Annotated in this window: 22 protein-coding genes; 16 read left to right on the top strand and 6 right to left on the bottom strand. The window is 73.9% G+C overall.

Annotation, left to right across the window (positions count from 1 at the left end; all coding sequences use genetic code 11):
- The first annotated feature begins 28 nt into the window (after positions 1 to 28).
- The 13 genes from fbaA to ACIGAN_RS09525 all read left to right on the top strand — a co-directional run bounded on the left by fbaA (position 29) and on the right by ACIGAN_RS09525 (position 14,898).
- Entirely contained in the window at positions 29 to 1,051 is a 1,023-nt protein-coding gene (fbaA, locus tag ACIGAN_RS09585; protein ID WP_365739462.1) for a class II fructose-bisphosphate aldolase, read from the top strand.
- A gap of 67 nt (positions 1,052 to 1,118) precedes the next feature.
- Complete coding sequence (locus tag ACIGAN_RS09580; RefSeq protein WP_399856434.1) at positions 1,119 to 2,585, top strand: MFS transporter; 1,467 nt, start codon at positions 1,119 to 1,121, stop codon at positions 2,583 to 2,585.
- 198 nt (positions 2,586 to 2,783) lie between these two features.
- On the top strand, positions 2,784 to 3,197 hold the full coding sequence (locus ACIGAN_RS09575; protein ID WP_365739465.1) for a DUF3151 domain-containing protein: 414 nt from the start codon (positions 2,784 to 2,786) through the stop codon (positions 3,195 to 3,197).
- Between the two features lie 151 nt (positions 3,198 to 3,348).
- Positions 3,349 to 4,179 carry a tryptophan 2,3-dioxygenase family protein gene (locus ACIGAN_RS09570; RefSeq protein ID WP_365090660.1) on the top strand — a complete coding sequence of 277 codons (831 nt, stop codon included), beginning with the start codon at positions 3,349 to 3,351 and terminating at the stop codon, positions 4,177 to 4,179.
- Positions 4,172 to 5,356, top strand: a complete 1,185-nt coding sequence (gene kynU / locus ACIGAN_RS09565) for a kynureninase (protein WP_399856432.1) — start codon at positions 4,172 to 4,174, stop codon at positions 5,354 to 5,356. Before ACIGAN_RS09570 ends, kynU begins: the two co-directional genes overlap by 8 nt.
- 224 nt (positions 5,357 to 5,580) lie before the next feature.
- Positions 5,581 to 6,447 carry an alpha/beta hydrolase gene (locus ACIGAN_RS09560; protein WP_399856430.1) on the top strand — a complete coding sequence of 289 codons (867 nt, stop codon included), beginning with the start codon at positions 5,581 to 5,583 and terminating at the stop codon, positions 6,445 to 6,447.
- Between the two features lie 809 nt (positions 6,448 to 7,256).
- On the top strand, positions 7,257 to 8,171 hold the full coding sequence (locus tag ACIGAN_RS09555) for an alpha/beta hydrolase (RefSeq protein WP_399856428.1): 915 nt from the start codon (positions 7,257 to 7,259) through the stop codon (positions 8,169 to 8,171).
- Positions 8,164 to 9,372 (top strand): acyltransferase, encoded by a 1,209-nt coding sequence (locus ACIGAN_RS09550; protein WP_399856426.1) that lies wholly within the window; start codon positions 8,164 to 8,166, stop codon positions 9,370 to 9,372. Before ACIGAN_RS09555 ends, ACIGAN_RS09550 begins: the two co-directional genes overlap by 8 nt.
- Positions 9,365 to 10,741: a sensor histidine kinase gene (locus tag ACIGAN_RS09545; protein ID WP_399856424.1), complete on the top strand. Its 1,377-nt coding sequence runs from the start codon at positions 9,365 to 9,367 to the stop codon at positions 10,739 to 10,741. The genes ACIGAN_RS09550 and ACIGAN_RS09545 overlap by 8 nt, the downstream gene beginning before the upstream one ends.
- A 104-nt stretch (positions 10,742 to 10,845) precedes the next feature.
- The gene (locus tag ACIGAN_RS09540) at positions 10,846 to 11,529 is read left to right on the top strand and encodes a response regulator (RefSeq protein ID WP_399856422.1); all 684 of its coding nucleotides are present in this window, start codon (positions 10,846 to 10,848) and stop codon (positions 11,527 to 11,529) included.
- A gap of 95 nt (positions 11,530 to 11,624) precedes the next feature.
- The gene (locus ACIGAN_RS09535; protein ID WP_399856420.1) at positions 11,625 to 12,962 is read left to right on the top strand and encodes a sensor histidine kinase; all 1,338 of its coding nucleotides are present in this window, start codon (positions 11,625 to 11,627) and stop codon (positions 12,960 to 12,962) included.
- Positions 12,959 to 13,624, top strand: coding sequence for a response regulator transcription factor (locus ACIGAN_RS09530; RefSeq protein WP_365090681.1), 666 nt, complete (start codon positions 12,959 to 12,961; stop codon positions 13,622 to 13,624). Before ACIGAN_RS09535 ends, ACIGAN_RS09530 begins: the two co-directional genes overlap by 4 nt.
- A 53-nt stretch (positions 13,625 to 13,677) precedes the next feature.
- Positions 13,678 to 14,898: a cytochrome P450 gene (locus ACIGAN_RS09525; RefSeq protein ID WP_399856418.1), complete on the top strand. Its 1,221-nt coding sequence runs from the start codon at positions 13,678 to 13,680 to the stop codon at positions 14,896 to 14,898.
- A gap of 208 nt (positions 14,899 to 15,106) precedes the next feature.
- On the opposite strand, the gene ACIGAN_RS09520 is transcribed toward ACIGAN_RS09525, so the two are convergent.
- Together ACIGAN_RS09520 and ACIGAN_RS09515 are read right to left on the bottom strand one after the other, a co-directional pair.
- On the bottom strand, positions 15,107 to 16,705 hold the full coding sequence (locus ACIGAN_RS09520) for an ABC transporter permease (RefSeq protein ID WP_399856416.1): 1,599 nt from the start codon (positions 16,703 to 16,705) through the stop codon (positions 15,107 to 15,109).
- Positions 16,702 to 17,598, bottom strand: a complete 897-nt coding sequence (locus ACIGAN_RS09515) for an ABC transporter ATP-binding protein (protein ID WP_365739483.1) — start codon at positions 17,596 to 17,598, stop codon at positions 16,702 to 16,704. The genes ACIGAN_RS09520 and ACIGAN_RS09515 overlap by 4 nt, the downstream gene beginning before the upstream one ends.
- Positions 17,599 to 17,672: 74 nt before the next feature.
- Between ACIGAN_RS09515 and ACIGAN_RS09510 the strand changes: the two genes are divergently transcribed.
- Positions 17,673 to 18,188, top strand: coding sequence for a GbsR/MarR family transcriptional regulator (locus ACIGAN_RS09510; RefSeq protein WP_365090691.1), 516 nt, complete (start codon positions 17,673 to 17,675; stop codon positions 18,186 to 18,188).
- 16 nt (positions 18,189 to 18,204) lie between these two features.
- Here ACIGAN_RS09510 and ACIGAN_RS09505 read toward each other — a convergent pair whose 3' ends face one another.
- Complete coding sequence (locus ACIGAN_RS09505) at positions 18,205 to 19,071, bottom strand: diacylglycerol kinase (RefSeq protein WP_365090692.1); 867 nt, start codon at positions 19,069 to 19,071, stop codon at positions 18,205 to 18,207.
- Positions 19,072 to 19,257: 186 nt separating this feature from the next.
- Between ACIGAN_RS09505 and ACIGAN_RS09500 the strand changes: the two genes are divergently transcribed.
- Both ACIGAN_RS09500 and ACIGAN_RS09495 read left to right on the top strand, forming a co-directional pair.
- Complete coding sequence (locus ACIGAN_RS09500) at positions 19,258 to 20,541, top strand: adenylosuccinate synthase (protein ID WP_365739487.1); 1,284 nt, start codon at positions 19,258 to 19,260, stop codon at positions 20,539 to 20,541.
- A 134-nt stretch (positions 20,542 to 20,675) separates the two neighbouring features.
- A complete protein-coding gene (locus tag ACIGAN_RS09495; RefSeq protein ID WP_365090698.1) occupies positions 20,676 to 20,969 on the top strand; it encodes a hypothetical protein in 294 nt (97 codons plus the stop codon).
- Positions 20,970 to 20,978: 9 nt separating this feature from the next.
- On the opposite strand, the gene ACIGAN_RS09490 is transcribed toward ACIGAN_RS09495, so the two are convergent.
- The 3 genes from ACIGAN_RS09490 to ACIGAN_RS09480 all read right to left on the bottom strand — a co-directional run bounded on the left by ACIGAN_RS09490 (position 20,979) and on the right by ACIGAN_RS09480 (position 23,959).
- Positions 20,979 to 21,629 (bottom strand): hypothetical protein, encoded by a 651-nt coding sequence (locus ACIGAN_RS09490; RefSeq protein ID WP_365090700.1) that lies wholly within the window; start codon positions 21,627 to 21,629, stop codon positions 20,979 to 20,981.
- A gap of 138 nt (positions 21,630 to 21,767) precedes the next feature.
- Complete coding sequence (locus ACIGAN_RS09485; protein WP_365739490.1) at positions 21,768 to 22,463, bottom strand: GntR family transcriptional regulator; 696 nt, start codon at positions 22,461 to 22,463, stop codon at positions 21,768 to 21,770.
- Positions 22,464 to 22,603: 140 nt separating this feature from the next.
- Positions 22,604 to 23,959, bottom strand: coding sequence for an aspartate aminotransferase family protein (locus ACIGAN_RS09480; protein WP_365739492.1), 1,356 nt, complete (start codon positions 23,957 to 23,959; stop codon positions 22,604 to 22,606).
- Between the last annotated feature and the right edge of the window lie 53 nt (positions 23,960 to 24,012).

The raw sequence follows: 24,012 nt of genomic DNA, 5'->3' as shown, positions 1-24,012 counted from the left end.
TCAACCCGCAGATACAAGGAGCGGACGCATGCCCATCGCAACTCCCGAGGTCTACAACGAGATGCTGGACCGGGCGAAGGCAGGAAAGTTCGCCTACCCGGCCATCAACGTGACCTCCACCCAGACCCTGCACGCGGCCCTGCGCGGTTTCGCTGAGGCGGAGAGCGACGGCATCGTCCAGATCTCCACGGGTGGCGCCGAGTTCCTGGGCGGCCAGTACAGCAAGGACATGGTGACCGGCGCGGTCGCCCTGGCCGAGTTCGCGCACATCGTCGCCGAGAAGTACCCGGTGAACATCGCGCTGCACACCGACCACTGCCCGAAGGACAAGCTGGACGGGTACGTACGTCCGCTGCTGGCGCTGTCGAAGAAGCGCGTCGACGCCGGTCTGTCCCCGCTGTTCCAGTCGCACATGTGGGACGGCTCCGCCGAGACCCTCGCCGACAACCTGGAGATCGCCCAGGAGCTGCTGGAGCAGGCCCGCGCCGCGAAGATCATCCTCGAGGTGGAGATCACCCCGACCGGCGGCGAGGAGGACGGCGTCTCCCACGAGATCAACGACTCCCTCTACACCACGGTCGACGACGCGATCCGCACCGCCGAGGCCCTCGGCCTGGGCGAGAAGGGCCGCTACCTGCTCGCCGCGTCCTTCGGCAACGTGCACGGCGTGTACAAGCCGGGCAACGTCGTGCTCCGCCCCGAGCTGCTGAAGGAGCTGAACGAGGGCGTCGCCGCCAAGTTCGGCAAGAGCTCCCCGTTCGATTTCGTCTTCCACGGCGGCTCCGGCTCCACGGAGGAGGAGATCCGCACCGCGCTGGAGAACGGCGTCGTGAAGATGAACATCGACACCGACACCCAGTACGCCTTCACCCGCCCGGTCGCGGACCACATGTTCCGCAACTACGACGGCGTGCTGAAGGTCGACGGCGAGGTCGGCAACAAGAAGACCTACGACCCGCGCACCTGGGGCAAGCTCGCCGAGGCCTCCATGGCCGCGCGCGTCGTCGAGGCCTGCGGCCACCTGCGCTCGACCGGCACGAAGATCAAGTAAGTCCCGGTCCTCCGCGCGTCGAGCCCGGCACCTGCCCAGGTGCCGGGCTCTTCCGTATGCTTCCCGCATGCCCGATGTCCGGCTGGCCTCACCGCGGGGCAGATGGATCCTGCTCACCACCGTCCTCGGCTCCTCCATGGCGCTGCTGGACTCGACCGTCGTCAACGTGGCGCTGCCGCGCATCGGCCGCGACCTGGACGCGGACCTGGCCGCCCTGCAGTGGACGGTCAACGCGTACATGGTCACGCTGGCCGGGCTGATCCTGCTGGGCGGGGCGCTCGGCGACCGGTTCGGGCGGCGGAAGGTCTTCGTCGTCGGGGTGGTGTGGTTCGCGGTGGCGTCCCTGCTGTGCGGGCTGGCGCCGAACGCGCAGGTGCTGATCGCCGCGCGGGCCCTGCAGGGGGTGGGCGGTGCGCTGCTGACGCCCGGCTCGCTGGCGCTGATCCAGGCCTCGTTCCATCCCGACGACCGGGGGCGGGCCGTGGGCCTGTGGTCCGGGTTCGGCGGGATCGGGGCGGCCGTCGGGCCGTTCGTCGGCGGCTGGCTGGTGGACGGGCCGGGGTGGCGGTGGGTGTTCCTGCTGAACGTGCCGCTGGCGGCGCTGTGCGTACCGGTCGCGCTGCGGCACGTGCCGGAGTCGGGCGACGGGCGGGCGCACGGGCGGTTCGACGTGCTCGGGGCGGTGCTGGGCGCGGTGGCGCTCGCGCTGGTGACGTACGCGCTGATCGAGGCCGGTGCGGGCGGTGCCGTCGCGGCGGTGGCGGCGGTGGCCGGGGTGGCGGCGGCCGCCGCGTTCGTGGTCGTCGAGCGGCGGCGGGCCGAGCCGATGATGCCGCCGGACATCTTCGCCTCCCGCCAGTTCACGGCCGTCAACCTCGTCACGCTGTGCGTCTACGCGGCCCTCGGCGGGTTCTTCTTCCTCGCCGCGCTGCAGTTGCAGGTGGTGGTCGGCTACTCGGCCCTCGCCGCCGGTACGGCGCTGCTGCCCACGACCGCGCTGATGCTGCTGCTGTCGGCGCGCTCCGGGGAACTGGCCGACCGGACCGGGCCGCGGCTGCCGCTCACGGTGGGGCCGCTGCTGTGCGCGGCCGGGATGCTGCTGATGCTGCGGGCCGGGCCCGGCGCGTCCTACCCGGGCGACGTGCTGCCCGCGCTGCTGGTGCTCGGGCTGGGGATGGTCACGCTGGTGGCGCCGCTGACGGCGACCGTGCTGGGGTCCGTCGACGTGGCCCGGGCCGGGTTGGCCAGCGGCGTCAACAACGCGGCGGCCCGGGCGGCGGGGCTGGTCGCGGTGGCGGCGCTGCCGCTGCTGGCGGGGATGGGGGAGGAGGCGTACCGGCAGCCCTCGGCCTTCGACGCCGCGTTCGGCCGGGCGATGGTGTGGTGCGCGGGGGCGCTGGTCGTGGGGGCGGTGGTGGCCGCCGCCGTGGTGCGCCGGCCGCCGCCGGGCTGCAAGCGGCCGGAGTGCCTGCGGCACGGCGGGGTGACGGCACCGCCGCTGGAGGGGGAACCGGTGCGCAAGCGGCTGTCCTGAGGCTCCCGGCGTGCCGTGTCGCGAAGCCCTTGGCGTGTCGCGAAGCCCGCCCGGTCCTCCCCGGGTGGCGGGTCGCGCAGTGCTCCCGGTCCTCCCCGGGTGGCGTGTCGCGCAGTGCTCCCGGGCCTCCCCGGGTGGCGGGTCGCGCGGTTCCCGGCCCTCTGCGCCCCGGTGGTCGTGATGCCGCAGACTTGGGGCATGTCCATTCACGAGAACCTTCTCGGGGGTCCGCCCCCGACCCACCTCCCCGACGACCCCGGGCCCCGGGAGATGCTCGCGTCCGGCGCCGCGCCCGCCGAGGTCGCCGCCGCGCACCCCACCTCCTCGCTCGCCTGGGCGCAGCTCGCCGACGAGGCGTTCGAGCGCGGCGCGGCCGTGGAGTCGTACGCGTACGCCCGTACGGGCTACCACCGCGGTCTGGACGCGCTGCGCCGCAACGGCTGGAAGGGCCACGGCCCGGTGCCGTGGGAGCACGAGCCGAACCGCGGCTTCCTGCGCGCCCTGCACGCCCTCGCCCGTGCCGCGCAGGCGATCGGCGAGCAGGACGAGTACGAGCGCTGCTCCCAGTTCCTGAAGGACTCCTCGCCCACGGCGGCGCAGGTCCTCGGCTGACGGCCGTCCGCGCACGTGAGGCCCGTCCCGTCCGGCGGGCGGGCCTTGCGGTTCGGCAGGTGAGCCCGCAGGATGCGGATGGGGACCGGGGCCCCCGTGCCGGCATCGGCAGGGGCGGACCGCTACCCGGAGTTATCTGCAGGAGACAGCGATGTCCCACGAGGCTCACGAGCCCGAGACCCCGCATCTCGACTTCCACGGCACGACGCCGTACGAGGACTACGTCAAGGCGGACGTGCTCACGCACCTCCAGCACACCCTCTCCGACGACCCCGGAGAGATGGTCTTCCTGGTGACGACCCAGGTGATGGAGCTGTGGTTCACCGTCATCGTCCACGAGTGGGAGACGGCGGCCCGCGCGCTGCGCAGCGACGACGTCCCCACCGCCATCGCCGCGCTGAAGAGGTCCGTACGGGAGCTGGAGGCGCTCAACGCCTCCTGGAAGCCGCTCGGGCAGCTCACGCCGGCCCAGTTCAACTCGTACCGCGGCGCCCTCGGCGAGGGTTCCGGCTTCCAGTCGGCGATGTACCGGCGGATGGAGTTCCTGCTCGGCGACAAGTCCGCGTCGATGCTCGTCCCGCACCGCGGCTCCCCGCGCGTGCACGCCGAGCTGGAGAAGGCGCTGCACGAGCCGAGCCTGTACGACGAGGTCGTGCGGCTGCTCGCGCGGCGCGGGTACGACATCCCCGAGTCGGTGCTGCGGCGCGACGTCGCCCGGCGCTACGAGCCCTCCCCCGAGGTCGAGGCCGCCTGGACGGCCGTGTACTCGGGCGACGAGCAGCACGAGGTCGCCCGCCTCGGCGAGGCGCTGAGCGATGTCGCCGAGCTGGTGTGGCGCTGGCGCAACGACCACCTCGTCGCCACCCGCCGCGCGATGGGCGCCAAGACCGGCACGGGCGGCTCCGCCGGGGTGGCCTGGCTGGAGAAGCGCGCCCAGAAGAACGTGTTCCCCGAGCTGTGGACGGCGCGGTCGTATGTCTGAGCTGAGCCTGCGCGCGGAGAAACTGGACGCCACCGACGAACTGGCCGGCAAGCGGGCGGAGTTCGTCACCGACGACGTCGTCTACCTCGACGGCAACTCCCTCGGCGCCCTGCCGGCCGTCGTCCCCGGGCGGGTCGAGGACGTCGTCCGCCGCCAGTGGGGCGAACTGCGCATCCGGTCCTGGGAGGAGAGCGGCTGGTGGACCGCGCCCGAGCGGATCGGCGACCGCATCGCCCCGCTGGTCGGGGCCGCGCCCGGGCAGATCGTGGCCGGGGACTCCACCAGCGTCAACGTCTTCAAGGCACTGGTGGGCGCGGTGCGCATGGCCGGAGAGGGGCGCGACGAGATCCTCGTCGACGCCACGACCTTCCCGACCGACGGGTACATCGCCGAGTCCGCCGCCCGCATGACCGGCCGCACGCTGCGGCCCGTGGCCCCGGCGGACGTGCCGGGCGCGCTCGGCCCCCGCACCGCCGCCGTCCTGCTCAACCACGTGGACTACCGCACCGGCCGGCTGCACGACCTGCCGGGACTGACGCACGCGGTGCACGAGGCGGGGGCGTACGCCGTCTGGGACCTGTGCCACAGCGCGGGCGCGCTGCCGGTGGGGCTGGACGAGCACGAGGTGGACCTGGCGGTCGGCTGCACCTACAAGTACCTGAACGGCGGGCCGGGTTCACCGGCGTACCTGTACGTGCGGCGGGAGCTGCAGGACCGCTTCGACTCGCCGCTGCCCGGGTGGAACTCCCACGCCGAGCCGTTCGGGATGCGCACCGGCTACGCACCGGCACCCGGTGCCCTGCGCGGCCGGGTCGGCACACCCGACATCCTGTCCATGCTCGCCCTGGAGGCGGCGCTGGAGGTGTGGGACGGGGTGTCGGTGGCGGCCGTGCGCGCCAAGTCGCTGGCGCTGACGGACTTCTTCCTGGAGTGCGTCGCGCGGTACGTGCCCGAGGGGCGGGTCGAGTGCCTGACGCCGGTGGCGCACGCGGAGCGCGGCAGCCAGATCGCGCTGCGCTGCGACGACGCCGGTGACGTGATGAAGCGGCTCATCGCGCAGGGCGTCGTCGGGGACTTCCGGGCGCCGGACGTGCTGCGCTTCGGATTCACGCCGCTGTACGTGGGCTTCGCCGACGTGGAGCGGGCGGCGCGGGTACTGGGCGCGACGCTGGCCTGAGCGGTCGGGGGGCCGGCCCGGCCCCCCGGAGGGGGCCCGGCCTCCCCGGGGGCCCGCCGCCCGCCCGCCCTCGCGACGACGGAACCCCCGGGGTTCACCCTGCGTGACATCCCCGTGTCCCCGCATGTCACGGGCCTGGTACCGTCCCGGCCAACGGCTGAACCCCCAACGGCTGAACCCCCAACTGGTGCGCCGCGCACGCCACATCGCTGAGAGGTTGGAGCATGACGGACGACGTCGCAGCAGCACGGGCCGCTGCCGAGGAGAAGGCGGTCCTCTCCCACGCGCCCGTCGACCCCGACGCCACCGCGGCCTACGGCGACCACCCCGACCAGGTGATCGACTTCTACGCGCCCCGCGTGCAGGGCGGCCCGGGCGGTCCGGCCCCGGTGGTGGCCGTGCTGCACGGCGGTGCCTGGCGGGCACCGTACGACCGGCGCCACATCAGCCCCTTCGCCGGTTTCCTGGCCCGGCGCGGATTCGCCGTGGCCAACGTCGAGTACCGGCGCGGTGACGACGGCGCCTCCCACGCGGGGCGCTGGCCCGACACGTTCGACGACGTCGCGGCCGCGCTGGACGCCCTCCCTGCGCTCGTGGGAGAGCTGCTGCCGCAGGCGGACCCCCGCCGCACGGTCCTCACCGGCCACTCGGCGGGCGGACACCTCGCGCTGTGGGGCGCGGCCCGGCACGTCCTGCCGGCCGGCTCGCCCTGGCGGGGCGGCGGCTCGGCGACCCTGCGCGGCGTGGTCGCCCTGGCCCCGATCGCGGACTTCGCGATCGCCGACAAGCTGGACGTGTGCGGTGGCGCGGTGCGCCAACTGCTGGGCGGCGACGAGTACTTCGCCGAGCGGCAGCCGCACACCGACCCGGCGCTGCTGCTGCCGACCGGCATCGCCACCACGCTCGTCCAGGGGCGCGCGGACCGTGTGGTGCCGCAGATCGTCGCCGAGTCGTACGCGGACGCGGCGGCGAAGGCCGGGGAGGTGGTCGGGGTGACGCTGCTGGAGGACGTCGGGCACTTCCCGCTCATCGACCCGGCGGCGGACGCGTGCGCGGTGGTGGCGGAGGAGATCGCCCAACTGGCCTGGTGAGCGGGCCTGCGGTGGCTACGGGGGCCGTGCGGTGTGGGCAGGACGGCCGCGACCGTGGCCGGGCCATGACTGTGACCGGGCCGGCCGGGCCATGACTGTGCCGGGCCATGACTGTGCCGGGCCGTGGCCGTGCCGGGCCGTGGCGGGCCGTGACTCGGGCGGGGGCGCGGACGTGGTCGCGCGGTGGGTCTGGCGGGGGCGCGGACGTGGTTGCGCGGTTGTTCTGACGGGGGCGCGGACGTGCCGGGCCGTGACTTGGGCGGGGGCGCGGACGGGGTCGCGCGGTGGCCCTGGCAGGGCCGCGGCCGGGCCCCGGTCATACCCCTAGTACCTGAGAGCTACGCGGCAGATGAGTTCCGCAGTGGGACGCGGACGACGAGTGCCGCTCCGTAACTTCCACTCCACGCGGACCCGATGGCCGGGTGCGGTGGAGGGGGACGACCGTGAGGAGCGCAGCGAGGGACCGCGGCGAGGCCGGTGCGGCCGGGCCGCGGGCCGGGCGCGAGGGAGGAGTGCCGTGGCCGCGCGCCGGGCTCGACGGCGGGGGGTCAGGGTCGCCGTGGCCGTCTGCCAAGCGTGGCGCTGCGCTGCGACGGCCGGGCGCGGGGCCGTACGGGGGAGCGGGCCCGGCCCGTGCCGGGGGTGACGCCGGGGTGGGGCCGCCTGCTGCCGGGCAGGAGCCCGAAGCCCGTCCGTCGGGTGACGGGCGTGGTGGCCGGCATGGCGGCGGGCGTGGTGGCCGGCGTGGTGGAGAGGCGCGGCGGTCGCGGGCCGGGCGGTGGTGGCGGGCCCTGCTCGCCGCGCTCGTCATGGGCGCCGTGGTGCTCCCCCTGTCCGCCGCCGTGCGACCGGAGGTCCCCGCCCCCGCCCCCGCCGTCCTCCCCCCGCTCGACGCGTCGACCCTCGACGAGGCGTACGCGGCCAACCGGGCCAACGCCGCCGAGGCGGCCCGCACGGCCGCCGCCCACCACGACCGGGACCGGGCCGCGGCCGACCGCCGACTGGCCTCCCCCGACCGGCAGTTGCTGGCGTTCGACGGCCGCGGCTCCGGCCGTGTGACGGAGGTCCTGGGCGACCTCGCCCGGGCCGACCGCGTCGCCGTCCTGGTCCCCGGCTCCGACACGAGCATCGACACCTACGGCCGGTTCCACGCGGCGGCCACCGCCCTGCACCGGCAGCTCACGCGGCACGCCCCGGCGGGCACACGCACCGCGGTCGTGGCCTGGCTGGGCTACGAGACGCCGGGCACGGTCAGCACGACGGTCACCACGACCGGCAGAGCCGACCAGGCCGCCCCTCACCTGCGGGCGCTGGTCACCCGACTGCGGGCCGTCACCGGCCCTGGGACGCGCCTGTCGCTGTTGTGCCACTCCTACGGCTCGGTCGTCTGCGCCCGCTCCGCCGCCGGGCTCGCCGTCGACGACGTCGCGCTGGTCGGCAGCCCCGGCACCGGCGCCGGCTCCGCCGCGGCCCTGCACACCCGGGCCCGCATCTGGGCGGCCCGCGGCGGCGACGACTGGGTGGAGAACGTCCCGCACCTCAGCGCGGACCTGTTCGGCACGACTGTCGGCTTCGGCACCGACCCCGTCTCCCCGGCCTTCGGTGCCCGCGTCTTCGCGGCAGGCGACGGCGGCCACAGCGACTACTTCCGACCCGGCTCGGCCTCCCTGACCAACCTGGCCCGGATCGTCCTGGGCGAGACCAAGGCGGTGACCCATGACTGACCCCGGCGTACGAGGCATCCGCGACGGACTGCGGCGCGGCGCGCAACGGGTCGGCGCGGCCACCCCGCCCGGCCGCGACCGCGCGGTGGACGCCCTGCGGGCCGCGGCCGTCCTCGGTGTCGTCCTCGGGCACTGGCTGGTCACGGCCCTGGTCGCCGACAGCGGCACCCTGCGCACGGCCAGCCCTCTGGGGCACCTGCCCTGGCTCGCCCCCGTCTCCTGGCTGTTCCAGACACTCGCCGTGTTCTTCCTGGTCGGCGGCCATGTCGCCACCCGGAGCCATGCCTCGGCCCGTGCCCGGGGCATCCCGTACCGCAGCTGGCTGACGGGCCGTCTGACCCGGCTGGGCCGACCGGTCCTGGCCGTCCTCGCGCTGTGGACCGTCGCCGCGTCGGCGCTGCTGCTGTCGGGCGCGGAGCCCGGGACGGTCCGCACGCTGGTGAAGCTGGCCCTGTCGCCGCTGTGGTTCCTCGTGGTGTTCGCCGTGCTGACGGCGGCGACCCCGCTGCTGGCCCGGCTCAACCCGCTGTGGCCGCTGGCCGTCGTCCTCCACGTGGACCTGCTGCGCTTCGGCCTGGGCGGCCCCGCCTGGCCGGGCTGGGTGAACGTGGTCGCCGGCTGGCTCGTGCCATACACCCTGGGCGCCGCCTGGACCCGGGGCGAACTGGAGCGCCCGCGCGCGGGCTGGGTGCTGCTCGGGGCGGGGACGGCGGCGACCGCGGCCCTCGTCGCGTGGGCGGGCTACCCGGCGTCGATGGTGGGCGTCCCGGGCCAGGGCGTGTCCAACCTGGACCCGCCGACGCTGGCCGCCGTCACCTTCGGCCTGGCCCAGTGCGGACTCGCCCTGCTGCTGCGCGAGCCGCTGCGGCGGGCGATGCGCCGGCCCGTGGCCTGGGCGGCGGTGGCGCTCGTCAACCTCTCGGCGATGACCGTCTTCCTCTGGCACCAGACGGCACTGATGGCCACGACCGCCACCGGCCTCCTCGCGGGCCGGCTCCCCGGACTGCACACCCCGCCCGACGGCCTGGGCTGGGTCGGTGCCCGGCTCCTGTGGCTGCCCGTGTTCGCCGTGGCCCTCGCCGTCTGCTGGGGCGCCTTCCGTCCCTTCGAGCGGGGCCCGGGGCGGGGACGCCGGTCGCGGGTGGTGCGCGCGCACCATCCGTCCGACCGGGGGACGGCGGCGAAGGCGCGTCATGTCTAGGCTGGGCCGGGTGAGGGACACGGGGGTGGGCCGCGCGCTGCTAGCGCGCGTCACGAGATGGCTGCGCGTGCTGCGCGAGGACCTGTGGACCCTCCGGGCGGATCCCCTGCCGCCGTCGACCTGGCTGCGCTGGCTGCCGCACGGCCTGGTGTGCCTGGCGGCGTTCGGCGTGACGGTCGGCGGCACCGGCGACATGACCGACAACGGCCATCTGAGCGCCGGGTCGGCCCTGCTGGTCGCCGGCGGGCAGGGCGGCGCGATGGTCCTGGGGCTGTGGCGGCCGGTGCCCGCCTGGTGGCTGTCCCTGAGCGCCTTCCTCGTGGGTGCCGTGGCGGTGCGCGGCCGGCTCGGCTTCGACCCGGACACCTACACCTGGCCCTGGACCGCGGCGGGCATGATCGCCGAGATGTTCGTGCTGCTGCTGCTCGCCCTGCGGGTGCCCACCCGGGCGGCGACGGCGGCCCTGACCGCGACCGCGCTGGTCACCTACGTCCTGGAGGGCCTGCCGGGCCTCGGGCGCTACGACACCACCGGTGTGCTCGCCCTGTCCCTGTTCACCGTGGTCGTGATAGTCGGCACCGCCCTGCGCGGCCGCCGCGAGGCCCGCGCCCAACTCGTCGAGCAGACCACGCTCACCGCCGAGGAGCGCACCCGCCGCACCCTGCTGGAGGAGCGCAGCCGCATCGCCCGGGAGTTGCACGATGTGGTGGCCCACCACATGTCGGTCATCTCCATCCAGGCGCAGGTCGCCCCGCACCTCGTGGAGAACCCGCCCGAGGAGCTCAAGGAGAACCTCGCCGGCATCCGGCAGAACGCGCTGGAGGCGCTGACCGAGCTGCGCCGCGTCCTGGGCGTGCTGCGCTCGGAGCACCCGGGGCCGGGGGAGTCCGCCGACCCGGGCGACACGACCGGCGCGCACGCCCCGCAGCCCACGCTCGACCGGCTCGACGCGCTGGTGGAGAACACCCGGGCCGCCGGCCGCGAGGTCCTCACCGAGATCAACGGCGAGCGGCGTCCCCTGCCGCCCGGGGTGGAGCTGTCGGCGTACCGGATCGTGCAGGAGGCGCTGAGCAACGCCCTGCGGCACGCGCCCGGCGCCCGGATCACCGTCCGGCTCACCTACGAGCCGGACGGGCTGGAAGTGGAGATCGTCAACGGCCGCCCGGCCGCGCCCCCGCCGCCGTCGACCGGGGCGGGACACGGGCTGCTCGGCATGCGCGAGCGCGTGGCGATGCTCGGCGGCACCATGACGGCCCACCCCTGGCACTGGGACGGCTTCAAGGTGACCGCCTTCCTCCCGGACACCCCGCCCGCCGACACCCCGCCCGCCGGCAGCCCGGGCACCGGCCGCACCACCGGCCGCACCTGAGACCGCATCACCGGCCGCACCTGAGACCGCATCACCGGCCGCACCTGAGACCGCATCACCGGCCGCATCCGAGACCGCATCACCGACCGCGAGGGAAGGACCCCATGACGAGCGGCACCGGCGACCCCATCCGGGTCCTCATCGTCGACGACCAGGGCATGGTCCGGCAGGGCTTCACCGTGCTGCTCGGCACCCAGCCCGACATAGAGGTCGTCGGCGAGGCCCGGGACGGCGAGGAGGCCGTCGCCAAGGCCGCCGCGACCGCCCCGGACGTCGTCCTGATGGACATCCGCATGCCCGGCGTCGGCGGCATCGAGGCCACCGAGCGCATCACCGTCGCGCACCCGCACATCCGGGTGCTGGTGCTGACCACCTTCGACCTCGACGAGTACGTGTACGACGCGCTGCGCGCCGGGGCCTCCGGGTTCCTGCTGAAGGACGCCTCCTCGGAGCAGCTGGCCGAGGCGGTCCGGGTGGTGGCGGCCGGGGACGCGCTGCTCGCCCCGGGCATCACGCGCAAGCTGATCGCCGAGTTCTCCCGGCTGGACGGCCGGCCCCGCGCCCCGCTGAAGGAGCGCGTCGGCGACCTCACCGAGCGGGAGACGGAGGTGCTCGCCCTGATCGCGCAGGGCCTGTCCAACGCGGAGATCGCCCGGCACCTGTTCGTGGCGGAGCAGACGGTGAAGACGCACGTGGGCCGGATCCTGGTGAAGCTGGGCCTCAGGGACCGGACGCAGGCGGCGGTGTTCGCGTACGAGTCGGGACTGGTGCGGCCGTCGGGGTACTGACGCGCAGGGGACCCGCGTAGTACCTGAGAGGGACCCCGGGGAACCCCTCTCACTGGGGACGACCGCGACCCGGTCCGGCGCCTACCGTGCTGTACGTGACCGAGACGACTCACCTGCAGACCACGCCGCCGGGGGGCGGGGCCAAGCCGCGCAGCCCGGAGTTCCGGCTGGCCGCGGACGCCCTGCGCGGACTGCGGCAGGACCTGATACACGACGCGTTCGCCTACCGCCTGCTGCCGCGCATGCGCGTCGACGGCCCCGTGACCAGGCGGCTGCCCGGGCGGCTGCGCGAGTACGCGGCCTGGACACCGCACGCGCTGATCTGCGTGGCAGCCCTGCTCACCCTGGCCATCGCCACGGTCGACCAGGGAGTGGCCCTGGCGCTCGGGCTGCTCGCGGTGATCCCCGTCCTGCTGACCATGGTCCGGCCGATCGGGGCGTTCTGGCTGTCCCTGGCGGCCACCCCGCTCGCCGTTCCGTTCGGCGACCCGTGGGGCGACTGGCCGTGGCTGCCGGGCAGCTTCGCCTGCCACCTGACGGTGCTGACCGTCGTGGCCATCCGCACCCGGCCGCGCACGGCCGCGTGGATGTGGGCGCTGACCGCGCTCTACGGCATCCTCGCCGAGACGCTCTTCGGCTCGGCGGGCCGCTACGGCACCAACACCGGCCCCCTGCTGGTCGTCTCCGCGCTCGTCCTCCTCGCCGTCACTGTCTGGCACGTCCGGCGCGAGGCCAGACAGGAGGTCACCGCCCAGCAGACGGTCACGGCGCACGAGCGGTCCCGGCGCACGCTGCTGGAGGAGCGCACCACCATCGCCCGCGAGCTGCACGACGTGGTCGCGCACCACATGTCGGTCGTCGCCATCCAGGCGGAGGCCGCGCCCTACCGGGTGGAGAACCCGCCGCCGGAGCTGGAGAAGGCGTTCGCCACGATCCGGGAGAACGCGGTGGCGGCGCTGACCGAGCTGCGCCGCGTCCTGGGCGTCGTCCGCGCCGAGGACTACGAGGCCCCGGACGCCCCGCAGCCCACCCTCGCCGACCTGGAGGGGCTGCTGGCCAATGTGCGCGAGGCCGGGCTGAGGGTGGAGAAGGCCGTGACCGGGGCGGTGCGGGAGCTGCCGCAGGGCGTGGAGCTGTCGGCGTACCGGATCGTGCAGGAGACGCTGAGCAACAGCCTGCGGCACGCCCCGGGCGCGACCGCCCGGGTGGAGATCGGGTACGTGCTCGGCGGCCTCGGCCTACGCATAGTCAACGGCCCGCCGCCGAACCCGAGCCTGATCAAGCCCTCGCCCGGCGCCGGACACGGCATCACCGGCATGCGGGAGCGCGTGGCGATGCTGAACGGCGAGATGACGGCGGGCGCCACCGACGACGGAGGCTACGAGGTGACGGTGTTCCTGCCGGTCGCCCTGCCGGACGAGGGTGAGGCATGACCATCCGCGTACTGATCGCGGACGACCAGATGATGGTGCGCGAGGGCTTCTCGGTCCTGCTGAACGCGATGCCGGACATCGAGGTCGTCGGCGAGGCGGTGAACGGCCGGGAGGCCGTCGCCAAGGTCCGCGAGCTCGCCCCGGACGTGGTGCTCATGGACATCCGCATGCCCGAGCTGAACGGCATCGAGGCGACCCGGGAGATCGTCGCCGCCGACGGCGCGGCGAAGGTGCTGGTGCTGACGACGTTCGACCTGGACGAGTACGTGTACCAGGCGCTGCGCGCGGGCGCCTCCGGCTTCCTGCTCAAGGACGCCTCGGCCCGGCAGCTCGCGGACGGGGTGCGGGTGGTGGCGTCCGGGGAGGCGCTGCTGGCGCCCTCGGTGACCAGGCGCCTGATCACCGAGTTCTCCAAGCTCTCCGAGAAGCCGCGCCTGCTGCCCTCCGCCCAGGCGGCCTACGGCGATCTCACCGAGCGGGAGACGGAGGTGCTCGTCCTGATCGCGCAGGGCCTGTCGAACTCGGAGATCGCCCAGCGGCTGGTGGTGGCCGAGTCGACGATCAAGACGCACGTCAGCCGGATCCTGGTGAAGCTCGGTCTCAGGGACCGCACACAGGCGGCGGTGTTCGCCTACGAGGCCCGGCTGGTGACACCGGGCTGACCGGACGGCGCCGCCCCTGGTCACCGGGGGGTGTGCCGGGCTAGCGTCCGTCCATGGCAGCTGTTTCCGACCTCGGGTTCGACCCGTGGGACCCGGCGTTCCTCGCCGACCCGTACCCCGCCTACGCCGAGCTGCGTGCCCGGGGCCGTGTGCACCGGTTCGAGCCCACGGACCAGTGGCTGGTCGCGCACCACGCGGACGTCTCGGCGCTGCTGCGCGACCGGCGCCTCGGCCGGACGTACCAGCACCGCTTCACGCACGAGGAGTTCGGCCGCACCCCGCCCCCGCCGGAGCACGAGCCGTTCCACACGCTCAACGACCACGGGATGCTCGACCTGGAGCCGCCGGACCACACGCGGATCCGCCGCCTGGTGTCGAAGGCGTTCACCCCGCGCACGGTGGAGCGGCTGAAGCCCTATGTGCGGCGACTGGCCGACGAGCTCGCCGCCGCCCTGGTCGAGAAGGGCGGCGGGGACCTGCTCAAGGACGTCGCCGAGCCCCTCCCGGTCGCGGTGATCGCCGAGATGCTCGGCATCCCCGAGTCCGACCGGGCTCCGCTGCGTCCCTGGTCGGCGGACATCTGCGGGATGTACGAGCTGGCCCCGTCCGAGGAGACGGCGGCGCGGGCGGTGCGCGCGTCGGCCGAGTTCTCCGACTACCTGCGCGAGCTGATCGCGGCCCGCCGCAAGGAGCCCGGCGAGGACCTCGTCTCGGGGCTGATCGCGGCCCACGACGAGGGCGAGCGGCTCACCGAGCAGGAGATGATCTCCACCTGCGTCCTGCTGCTCAACGCCGGTCACGAGGCGACGGTGAACGCCACGGTCAACGGCTGGTACGCCCTCTTCCGCAACCCGGCCCAGCTGGAGCTGCTGCGCGCCGACCACTCGCTCGTCCCCTCGGCGGTCGAGGAGCTGATGCGCTACGACACGCCGCTGCAGCTGTTCGAGCGCTGGGTGCTGGACGAGATCGAGATCGATGGCACGACGATCCCGCGCGGCGCGGAGATCGCCATGCTCTTCGGCTCGGCCAACCACGACCCGGAGGTCTTCGCCGACCCGGCCCGTCTCGACCTGACCCGGGCCGACAACCCGCACATCTCCTTCAGCGCCGGCATCCACTACTGCATCGGCGCGCCCCTGGCCCGGATCGAGCTGGCGGCGTCGATGGAGGCGCTGCTGGAGAAGGCCCCGACCCTGCGGCTCGCCGCCGAGCCGGAGAGAAAGCCGAACTTCGTGATCCGGGGCCTGGAAGGACTCGACGTGGAGGTGGTCTGAGCGGCCCGGTCGTGCCGGCGGGCCGGGCGTGCCGGCGGGCCGGTCGTGCGGCAGGCCGGGCGTGCCGGGCAGGCCGGGCGGGCTGAGTGGACCGGACGCACTGGCGGCCAGGACGTGCTGAGCGGGCCGGGCGTGCCAGCGGGCCGGGCATGCCGGGCGGGCCCGACCCGCTGAGTGGGCCGGGCGGGCCGGGCGGGCGGTCCGCCCGTCAGGTCGACAGGTCCCGGCGGCGCAGCCCGGCCAGTCCCGCGGTCACCAAGGCCACCGCCAGCGCCGTCAGCACGGCCAGGGGACCCCACCGCAGCTCACCGCCCGGCAGCTTCGGCAGGTGACCGAACGGCGAGACGTCCAGCACCGCCTGCGGCACGTCCAGCGCGGGACCCACCCAGCCGAGCAGCAGCACCGCCCCGGCGATGCCCCAGGCCGCCATCGCCGCCCGGGGCAGCACGCCGTGCAGCAGGACCGCCACCCCGCCGATCACCCACACCGCCGGGAGCTGGGCCAGGCAGGCGACCAGGACCGGCCTGGTCTGCCTCCCGTGGCCGACGGCGAAGCCCAGGCCGGCCAGGAGCATGATCAGGGCGGCTCCGCCGAAGGCGATGACCAGGTGCCCGGCGGCCCAGCGCAGACGCCCGACGGCGTTGGCCAGGACCGGCTCCGCCCGGGCGGAGGTCTCCTCGCCGTGCAGACGCAGGACGGAGGCGACGATGTACAGCGCCGCGACCAGCCCGAGCATGCCGATCATCGAGGCGAGGAACGCGTCCGTCAGCCCCGAGTGACCGCCCATCCGCTCGAAGATCCGGCGGGCGTCGGGGTTGTCGCCCACCAGGTCGGCCGCGTCCTCGGTCAGGCCGCCGTAGACGACGCCGGCGAGGAGGAAGCCGGTACCCCAGCCGAGCACGGCGCCCCGCTGCAGCCGCCAGGCCAGTGCGCCCGCGCTGCCCAGCCGCCCCGTGGCCGGTCCGGGCCGGGTCGGCAGGAAGCTCATGCCGAGGTCGCGGCGGCCGGCCAGGACGTACGCCACCGTTCCCTGGAGCAGCACGGCCGCGGCCGGCAGCGCCAGGACCCACCAGCGCTCGCCGGCGTAGGCGCGCAGGTTCTCCAGCCAGCCCAGCGGCGACAGCCAGGTGAGGAGCGAGGAGCCGTCGTCGGTGGCCGAGTCGCCCGCCGCGCGCAGCACGAACGCGGCGCCCAGCACCGCCGCCGTCAGGCCGCGGGCCAGCCGCGCGCTCTGCGTCAGCTGCGCGACGATCGCCGCCGTCGTGGCGAAGACCAGGCCGACGCCCGCGATGCCGGCGCCCAGCGCCAGTGCGCCGGTCACCCCCTGCCCGGCCAGGCCGGCGGTCAGCAGCAGCGCCAGGGTCCCGTTCGCGACCGCCGCCGCCAGCAGTGCGGCCGTCAGGGAGGCCCGGCGGCCCACCATCCCGGACGCCACCAGCTCCTGCCGGCCGCTCTCCTCCTCGTCCCGGGTGTGCCGTACGACGACGAGCAGGCTCAGGACGGCGGCGAGGGCGCCGGCGTAGACACCGGCCCGCCAGGCCGTCAGGGCGCCCAGGGAGTCGCCGAAGACCGGGCCGACCATCGCGCGCAGCGAGGAGTTGGTCTCCACCTGGCGGAGCAGGCCGGCGCGTTCGGCCGGGGTGCCGTAGAGGCCCTCCAGGGTGCCCGGCATGGAGAGGACCATGAGCGCGTTCACCGCGATCCACACCGGGATCATCAGCCGGTCGCGGCGCAGCGCGAACCGCAGCAGCGTGCCCGTCCCCGCCAGTGGGCCGGTGCCGCCGGACCGTACCGCGAGGGCCGTCATCGGGCGGCCGCCTCGTCCTGGTAGTGGCGCAGGAAGAGTTCCTCCAGGGTGGGCGGCGTCGAGGTCAGCGACCGCACGCCCGACGCGGTCAGCGACCGCAGGACGCCGTCCAGCCGGTCGGTGTCGACCTGGAGCCGGACGTGGTGCCCCCGCACGTCGAGGTCGTGCACGCCGGGCAGGCCGGCCAGCCCGTCCGGCGGTCCGGCGAGCTCGGCGACGACGCTGGTGCGGGTCAGATGGCGCAGGTCGGCGAGGGATCCGCTCTCGACCGTGCGGCCCTTGCGGATGATGCTCACCCGGTCGCACAGCTCCTCCACCTCGCTGAGGATGTGCGAGGAGAGCAGGACGGTGCGGCCCCGGTCGCGCTCCTCGGTGACGCACCGCCGGAACACCTCCTCCATCAGCGGGTCCAGGCCGGAGGTCGGCTCGTCCAGGATCAGCAGGTCGACGTCCGAGGCGAACGCGGCGACCAGGGCGACCTTCTGCCGGTTGCCCTTGGAGTAGGTGCGGCCCTTCTTGGTGGGGTCCAGCTCGAACCGTTCGGTCAGCTCCGCCCGGCGCCGGGGATCCAGGCCTCCGCGCAGCCGGCCGTAGAGGTCGATGACCTCGCCGCCGGAGAGGTTGCGCCACAGCGTCACGTCGCCGGGGACGTAGGCGATGCGGCGGTGCACCTCCACCGCGTCCGCCCACGGGTCGCGGCCCAGCACCCGCGCGGCCCCGGAGTCGGCGCGCAGCAGGCCGAGCAGGACGCGGATGGCGGTGGACTTCCCGGCGCCGTTGGGGCCGAGGAAGCCGTGGACCTCGCCGGAGGCGACCTCCAGGTCGAGTCCGTCGAGCGCGTGCGTCCGTCCGAAGGACTTGTGCAGTCCGGAGACGGTGATGGCCTTCGTCATGCTTCAGAAGCTACGGTTTCTTCAGAAATTTGTGAAGTTAAGGAAGCGTATGAATCGCGACTAGGATGAGCCGCATGACGGAATCAGCCGGAGGCGGCCGGGACGCGGAGGCCGTGTCGAGGTTCGTCGAGTCCTTCGCGGCACAGCTCGTCGAGGCCGGGATGGCGCGGATGCCCGCCCGGGTCTTCGCCGCCCTGCTCTCCTCCGACAAAGGCGTGCTGACCTCCGCCGAGCTGGGTGAACAGCTCCGGATCAGCCCCGCGGCGGTGTCCGGGGCGGTGCGCTACCTGGCCCAGACGCACATGGTGTCGCGCGAGCGGGAGCCCGGCTCGCGCCGGGAGCGCTACCGGGTGCACGGCGACCAGTGGTACGAGGCCCTGACCAACCGGGAAGCCGTCATCAAGCGCTGGGAGGGCGCCCTGCGCGAGGGCGTCGCCAGCCTCGGGCCCGACACGCCGGCCGGCCGCCGGATGGCCGAGACGCTGGCGTTCTTCGAGTTCGTCGAGGTGGAGATCGCCGAGATGATGGAGCGCTGGCGCGTCCACCGGGAGAAGACGTTCGGACAGGACCGAGTACACACGAAGCAATGACCGGACCCGCGGGCCCTCAGGCCTCCGCGGGCAGGGTCAGCCCCCACGCCCCTTCCCGCACCACCCACGTACGGGTCCGCACCGGCCCCGACACCACCGCGTCCGCCCGGTAGCGGAAGTGCGCCCCCGAGACGGTCACCGTCCGGCCCCGAGCGAGCAGGGGCGAGGCCTCCGCTCCCACCGACACCGGTCTGACCTCCACCGACGCGGTCCCGGCAGCGCCCGGTGACACCGACACGGCCTCCACCGGCTGGTTCAGGTCGACGAGGGTGGCGCCGTCCACCTCGACCCGCAGCCGGGACGGCCCGGGCTCGGGCGCGGCGGCGAGCCGGGACGGGCGGGTGGCGGGCACCAGCGTGCGCACCAGGGACTGGCAGGTGCGCAGCCAGGGGCGGCCCGCCTCGGCGGCCTCGGGCTCCGGCTCCTGCGGCGCGGCCGTCACCGGCGGTATCCGCAGCGCGCCGAGCACCACCCCGTCGCTGTCGTCGACCAGCAGGTCCATCCGCCGCTCCGCCCCGTCCAGCACGGCCCGGGCCGCCGCCACCGTCCCCGTCGGCACCCCCAGCGAACGGGCCAGCGTCAGCGCGCCGCCGACGGGCACCACCGACAGCGCGCATCCGGCCAGCTCCCGGTGCCGGTGCAGCAGCGCCACCGTGCGGACCAGGGCCCGGTCGTCGCCGATCACCACCGGGCGCCGCGAGCCCCGGCGGCGCAGCGCCCGGGCGAACTCCTCGGGGCCGTCCGGCAGGCACAGCTTCATCGACGCACCCGCTCCGAGCACGTCTTTCGCGATCCGTACGGACTCGCCGTCGGACCGACGGGCGACCGGGTCGACCACCACCAGCAGCTGCTCGGACGTCGCGGAAGTCGCCACCTCGGCCATGCCTCGCTTCCTCGGGTAGCATCTTTGTGCAAGAGCCCCTTGCGCTATTGCGCCAGGGGCTTCGTCTATTCCGGGGCATCCGGTCCGACGGTTGGCGGCCAACGGCGGTCGCGGTGCACGCGGCTGCAGACGCTCCGCGTTCGCCCTCGACCATGGACATGCCCCGCCCGGAAGGGGTGTACGCGCGTGCCCGCACTTGTGCTGCTCGGTGCTCAGTGGGGTGACGAAGGCAAGGGAAAGGCGACGGACCTGCTAGGCGGATCCGTCGACTACGTGGTGCGTTACCAGGGTGGTAACAACGCAGGCCACACGGTGGTCGTGGGCGACCAGAAGTACGCCCTGCACCTGCTCCCTTCCGGAATCCTGTCCCCCGGCTGCACGCCGGTCATCGGTAACGGCGTCGTCGTCGACCCGTCGGTCCTGCTCTCCGAGCTGAGCGGGCTGAACGAGCGCGGCGTCGACACGTCCAAGCTCCTCATCAGCGGAAACGCGCACATCATCACGCCGTACAACGTGACGGTGGACAAGGTGACCGAGCGCTTCCTCGGCAAGCGGAAGATCGGCACCACCGGGCGCGGCATCGGCCCGACCTACGCCGACAAGATCAACCGCGTCGGCATCCGCGTGCAGGACCTCTACGACGAGTCCATCCTCACCCAGAAGGTCGAGGCGGCCCTCGACGTCAAGAACCAGATCCTCACCAAGCTGTACAACCGGCGCGCGATCGCCGTGGACCAGGTGGTCGAGGAGCTGCTGGGCTACGCCGACAAGCTCGCCCCCTACGTCGCCGACACCGTCCTGGTCCTCAACCAGGCGCTGGAGGAGGACAAGGTCGTCCTGTTCGAGGGCGGCCAGGGCACGCTGCTCGACATCGACCACGGCACGTACCCCTTCGTCACCTCGTCCAACCCGACCGCGGGCGGCGCCTGCACGGGCGCGGGCGTGGGCCCGACGAAGATCAGCCGGGTCATCGGCATCCTCAAGGCGTACACGACCCGGGTCGGGGCCGGCCCGTTCCCGACCGAGCTGTTCGACGAGGACGGCGAGGCGCTGCGGCGCATCGGCGGCGAGCGCGGTGTCACCACCGGCCGGGACCGCCGCTGCGGCTGGTTCGACGCGGTCATCGCCCGCTACGCGACCCGCGTGAACGGCCTGACCGACTTCTTCCTCACCAAGCTCGACGTGCTCACCGGCTGGGAGCAGATCCCGGTCTGCGTCGCGTACGAGATCGACGGCAAGCGGGTCGAGGAGCTGCCCTACTCCCAGACCGACTTCCACCACGCCAAGCCGGTGTACGAGATGCTCCCGGGCTGGAACGAGGACATCTCCAAGGCGAAGACCTTCGCCGACCTGCCGAAGAACGCCCAGGCGTACGTCAAGGCGCTGGAGGAGATGTCCGGCGCCCCGATCTCCGCGATCGGCGTCGGCCCGGGCCGGGACGAGACGATCGAGATCAACTCCTTCATCTGACGCGTCCGCACGCCTGCCGGCCGCTCCCCGTCCCCGGGGGGCGGCCGGCGTCGTCCCGCCGGGAGAGTTGCCGGGAACGGGCATAGGCTGGGAGCCACAGCCCGCGTGCGTCGACGCAGAAGAAGGTGAGTGCGATGCGCGTACTGCTCAAGGCCCGCATGGACACGGAGAAGGCCAACGAGGCCATCCGCAACGGCACCATGGGCAAGCTGCTCCAGGAGTCGCTGGAGCAGATCAAGCCGGAAGCGGCCTACTTCACCTCCGACCAGGGCAAGCGCACCGCCTACCTGGTCTTCGACATGCAGGACAGCTCGCAGATGCCGGTGCTCAGCGAGCCCTTCTTCCTCCACCTGGGCGCGGAGATCACGTACACGCCGGTGATGAACGTCGACGACGTGCAGAAGGGCCTGTCCCAGCTGGGCCGCTGAAGCGCCGGCTCAGCTGAAGACGATCATCGAGCCCTGGGCGAGGCTGCGGGTCGCGGCCGCGTGCAAGCCGAGCCAGACGTGCCGCTCCCGGGCGAAGGGGCTGGGGTCGTACGGGGCCGGAACGGCGGGTTCCTCCAGCTCCGTGGGCGCGAGCGGCGGCGCGGGGGCCGCGGGCGGGTTGGCCGGGTCGATGCCGATGGCGGGGGCGACCACCTCCAGCTCCCGCAGCAGCGCGTGCGAGGAGCCCAGCGGCCCGCCGCCCGCGAGCAGCTCGTCGTCGGCGAGCGGGCCGGGGAAGTCGACGGGGACGTACGCGCCCGCGTGGTCGTAGTGCCAGACCAGGTGCGACTGCTGGGCCGTGGACTCGAACATCTCCAGCAACTGCTCGTAGTCGCCGCCCAGTTCGTCCACCGGCGTCACCGGCAGCCCGCACACCTGGAGCAGGTAGGCGCGGCGCAGGAAGTGCAGCGCGTCGTAGTCGAAGCCCGCGACCGGGGCGACGTCGCCCGACAGTCCCGGCATGTACTGGTACACCGGCACCGGCGGCAGCCCGGCCTCGGCGAGCACCTTGTTGTATTGCGCGAGTTCCTCGGCGAAGGGGTTGTCCGGCGTGTGGCACAACACGTCGACGAGCGGTACCAGCCACAGATCACAGGCCAAAGAAGGCTCCTCGCTCAGCGCGGTGGTCGGGTAGCACGGTGGTCGGGTAGCACGGTGGTCAGGGAAGAGTAGCGGTGGGGCGCGGTCACGGCTTCCGCCGTGCATGTCCCATACCCACACGGACAGACGCGACGCGGGTCATCCGGAGGCAAGACGCTCGATCAGGGCGAGCGAGTGGGTGTTGTAGCCGGCGATGATCGCCCGGGCGGTGTCGGTGTCGCGGGCACCCAGGGCGTCGACCAGCTCGGTGTGGCCCGCCCACAGCTCGCCCCGCAGGTCGCCGAGCCGGCGCAGGTACTGCACCGCGCACACCCAGGTCCGCACGCGCAGCCGGTGCAGGAAGTCGCCGAGGTAGGGGTTGCCGAAGACCGCGCAGAGCTCGCGCCAGAAGCGCAGGTCGTAGCCGATCAGCACGGTGAGGTCCCCGGCCGCCGCGGCCCGCTGGGCCTCCTCGCCGCGCCGCCGCACCCCGGCGAGGGTCGCCGCCACCCGGGGGTCGTCGGTCCGTATGGAGGCGCGCCGCCCGGTGAGCAGGGCGTGGAACATCCCCTCGATCACCAGGTCACGGGCCTCGATCATGCCGCGGAAGTCCTCGACCGAATACTCGTGGACCCGGAAGCCGCGGTGCTGGTCCGCCTCCAGCAGCCCCTGGGCGGAAAGGTCGACCAGGGCCTCCCGCACCGGCGTCGCGGAGACGCCGTACTGCTCGGCGATCTCCTTGACCGTGAACTCCTGCCCCGGCTGGAGCCGCCCGGCCAGCACCTCGTCACGAAGGGCGTCGGCGATCTGCTGGCGCAGGGTGCTGCGCATCACGGCGCCGGTGCTGCCGGGCATGGTCAGGGCGTCTCCCTCGTCGCGTCGGGGTGGCGTGCGCGTACATGTCTACGAGCACGCCACCTTACGCGTTCGAATGAGGCGCGAGAATGTCGGTTACTGACGGGTTTACAGCTGCTTACGTCGTGTACTCCCGCTGCTCACGCCGTGTACTCGTCGGCCACCGACAGTGCCGAGTCCAGGACCGCCAGGCCCTCCTTCAGCTCCGCCTCGCTCACCGTCAGCGGCGGCACCACGTGCGTGCGGTTCATGTTCACGAACGGCCACAGCCCGCCCGCCTTGGCGGCGGCGGCGAAGGCGGCCATCGGCGCGTTCGCCTCCCCGGTGGCGTTGTACGGCACCAGCGGTTCGCGCGTGGCGCGGTCGCGCACCAGCTCCAGCGCCCAGAACATGCCCACGCCGCGCACCTCGCCGACGCTCGGGTGCCGCTCGGCGAGCGCCCGCAGCTCCGGCTCCACGACGGACGCCCCCAGCCGGGCCGCGCGCTCGACCACGCCCTCCTCCGCCATCACGCCGATCGTCGCGACGGCGGCGGCACAGGCCAGCGGGTGCCCGGAGTACGTCAAGCCGCCCGGGTAGGGGCGCTTGGCGAACGTCTGCGCGATCGCGCCGGAGATCGCCACCCCGCCCAGCGGCACGTAACCGCTGTTCACGCCCTTCGCGAAGGTGAGCAGGTCGGGGGTGACGCCGAACAGGTCCGCGGCGAACCACTCACCGGTCCGCCCGAACCCGGCCATGACCTCGTCCAGGACCAGGACGATGCCGTGCCGGTCGCAGAGCCGGCGCACCCCGGCCAGATAGCCGGGCGGCGGGACCATGATCCCGGCCGTGCCCGGGACGGTCTCCAGGATGATCGCCGCGATCGTCGACGGGCCCTCGAAGGCGATCGTCGTCTCCAGGTGCTCCAGCGCCCGGGCGCACTCCTGCTCCTCGGTCTCGGCGTAGAAGCGGGAGCGGTACAGGTAGGGCGCCCAGAAGTGCACGACCCCGGCCGTGCCGCTGTCGGAGGCCCAGCGGCGCGGGTCGCCGGTGACGTTCACGGCCTGCTGCGTGCCGCCGTGGTACGAGCGGTAGGCGGAGAGCACCTTCGGGCGGCCGGTGTGCAGCCGGGCCATCCGCAGGGCGTGCTCGACGGCGTCGGCGCCGCCGTTGGTGAAGAAGATCTTGTCCAGGTCGCCCGGGGTCCGCTCGGCGATCAGCCGGGCCGCCTCCGAACGCGCCTCGACGGCGAACGCCGGCGCGAAGGTCGCCAGCCGTCCCGCCTGCTCCTGGATCGCGGCGACGACCTTGGGGTGCTGGTAGCCGATGTTCGTGTAGACGAGCCCGCTGGCGAAGTCGAGGTAGCGCTTGCCGTCGTAGTCCCAGAAGTACGACCCCTCGGCACCGGCGACGGCGAGCGGGTCGATGAGCTCCTGGGCGGACCAGGAGTGGAACACGTGGGCACGGTCGGCGGCCTTCACGGCGGCGCCGGCTTCGGGGTTCGGCTGAGGGGTCATGCGGGCGAGCGTAGGCGCGGGGGAGCGGGCGGTGGTATCGGCGCCCTGTCTGG

It is taken from the genome of Streptomyces sp. NPDC085931, assembly GCF_044540565.1.
GTDB lineage: Bacteria > Actinomycetota > Actinomycetes > Streptomycetales > Streptomycetaceae > Streptomyces.
This window is presented reverse-complemented; position numbering and strand designations above follow the sequence as displayed.

Bases quoted from the DNA above. Each gene is read 5' to 3' on its own strand.
- ACIGAN_RS09480 (WP_365739492.1), bottom strand. From the start codon at position 23,959: ATGACCCCTCAGCCGAACCCCGAAGCCGGCGCCGCCGTGAAGGCCGCC.
- ACIGAN_RS09545 (WP_399856424.1), top strand. From the start codon at position 9,365: ATGTCTAGGCTGGGCCGGGTGAGGGACACGGGGGTGGGCCGCGCGCTG.
- ACIGAN_RS09485 (WP_365739490.1), bottom strand. From the start codon at position 22,463: ATGCCCGGCAGCACCGGCGCCGTGATGCGCAGCACCCTGCGCCAGCAG.
- fbaA (WP_365739462.1), top strand. From the start codon at position 29: ATGCCCATCGCAACTCCCGAGGTCTACAACGAGATGCTGGACCGGGCG.
- ACIGAN_RS09515 (WP_365739483.1), bottom strand. From the start codon at position 17,598: ATGACGAAGGCCATCACCGTCTCCGGACTGCACAAGTCCTTCGGACGG.
- ACIGAN_RS09560 (WP_399856430.1), top strand. From the start codon at position 5,581: ATGACGGACGACGTCGCAGCAGCACGGGCCGCTGCCGAGGAGAAGGCG.
- ACIGAN_RS09505 (WP_365090692.1), bottom strand. From the start codon at position 19,071: ATGGCCGAGGTGGCGACTTCCGCGACGTCCGAGCAGCTGCTGGTGGTG.
- ACIGAN_RS09575 (WP_365739465.1), top strand. From the start codon at position 2,784: ATGTCCATTCACGAGAACCTTCTCGGGGGTCCGCCCCCGACCCACCTC.
- ACIGAN_RS09520 (WP_399856416.1), bottom strand. From the start codon at position 16,705: ATGACGGCCCTCGCGGTACGGTCCGGCGGCACCGGCCCACTGGCGGGG.
- ACIGAN_RS09495 (WP_365090698.1), top strand. From the start codon at position 20,676: ATGCGCGTACTGCTCAAGGCCCGCATGGACACGGAGAAGGCCAACGAG.
- ACIGAN_RS09580 (WP_399856434.1), top strand. From the start codon at position 1,119: ATGCCCGATGTCCGGCTGGCCTCACCGCGGGGCAGATGGATCCTGCTC.
- ACIGAN_RS09555 (WP_399856428.1), top strand. From the start codon at position 7,257: ATGGGCGCCGTGGTGCTCCCCCTGTCCGCCGCCGTGCGACCGGAGGTC.
- ACIGAN_RS09540 (WP_399856422.1), top strand. From the start codon at position 10,846: ATGACGAGCGGCACCGGCGACCCCATCCGGGTCCTCATCGTCGACGAC.
- ACIGAN_RS09570 (WP_365090660.1), top strand. From the start codon at position 3,349: ATGTCCCACGAGGCTCACGAGCCCGAGACCCCGCATCTCGACTTCCAC.
- kynU (WP_399856432.1), top strand. From the start codon at position 4,172: ATGTCTGAGCTGAGCCTGCGCGCGGAGAAACTGGACGCCACCGACGAA.
- ACIGAN_RS09550 (WP_399856426.1), top strand. From the start codon at position 8,164: ATGACTGACCCCGGCGTACGAGGCATCCGCGACGGACTGCGGCGCGGC.
- ACIGAN_RS09525 (WP_399856418.1), top strand. From the start codon at position 13,678: ATGGCAGCTGTTTCCGACCTCGGGTTCGACCCGTGGGACCCGGCGTTC.
- ACIGAN_RS09530 (WP_365090681.1), top strand. From the start codon at position 12,959: ATGACCATCCGCGTACTGATCGCGGACGACCAGATGATGGTGCGCGAG.
- ACIGAN_RS09510 (WP_365090691.1), top strand. From the start codon at position 17,673: ATGACGGAATCAGCCGGAGGCGGCCGGGACGCGGAGGCCGTGTCGAGG.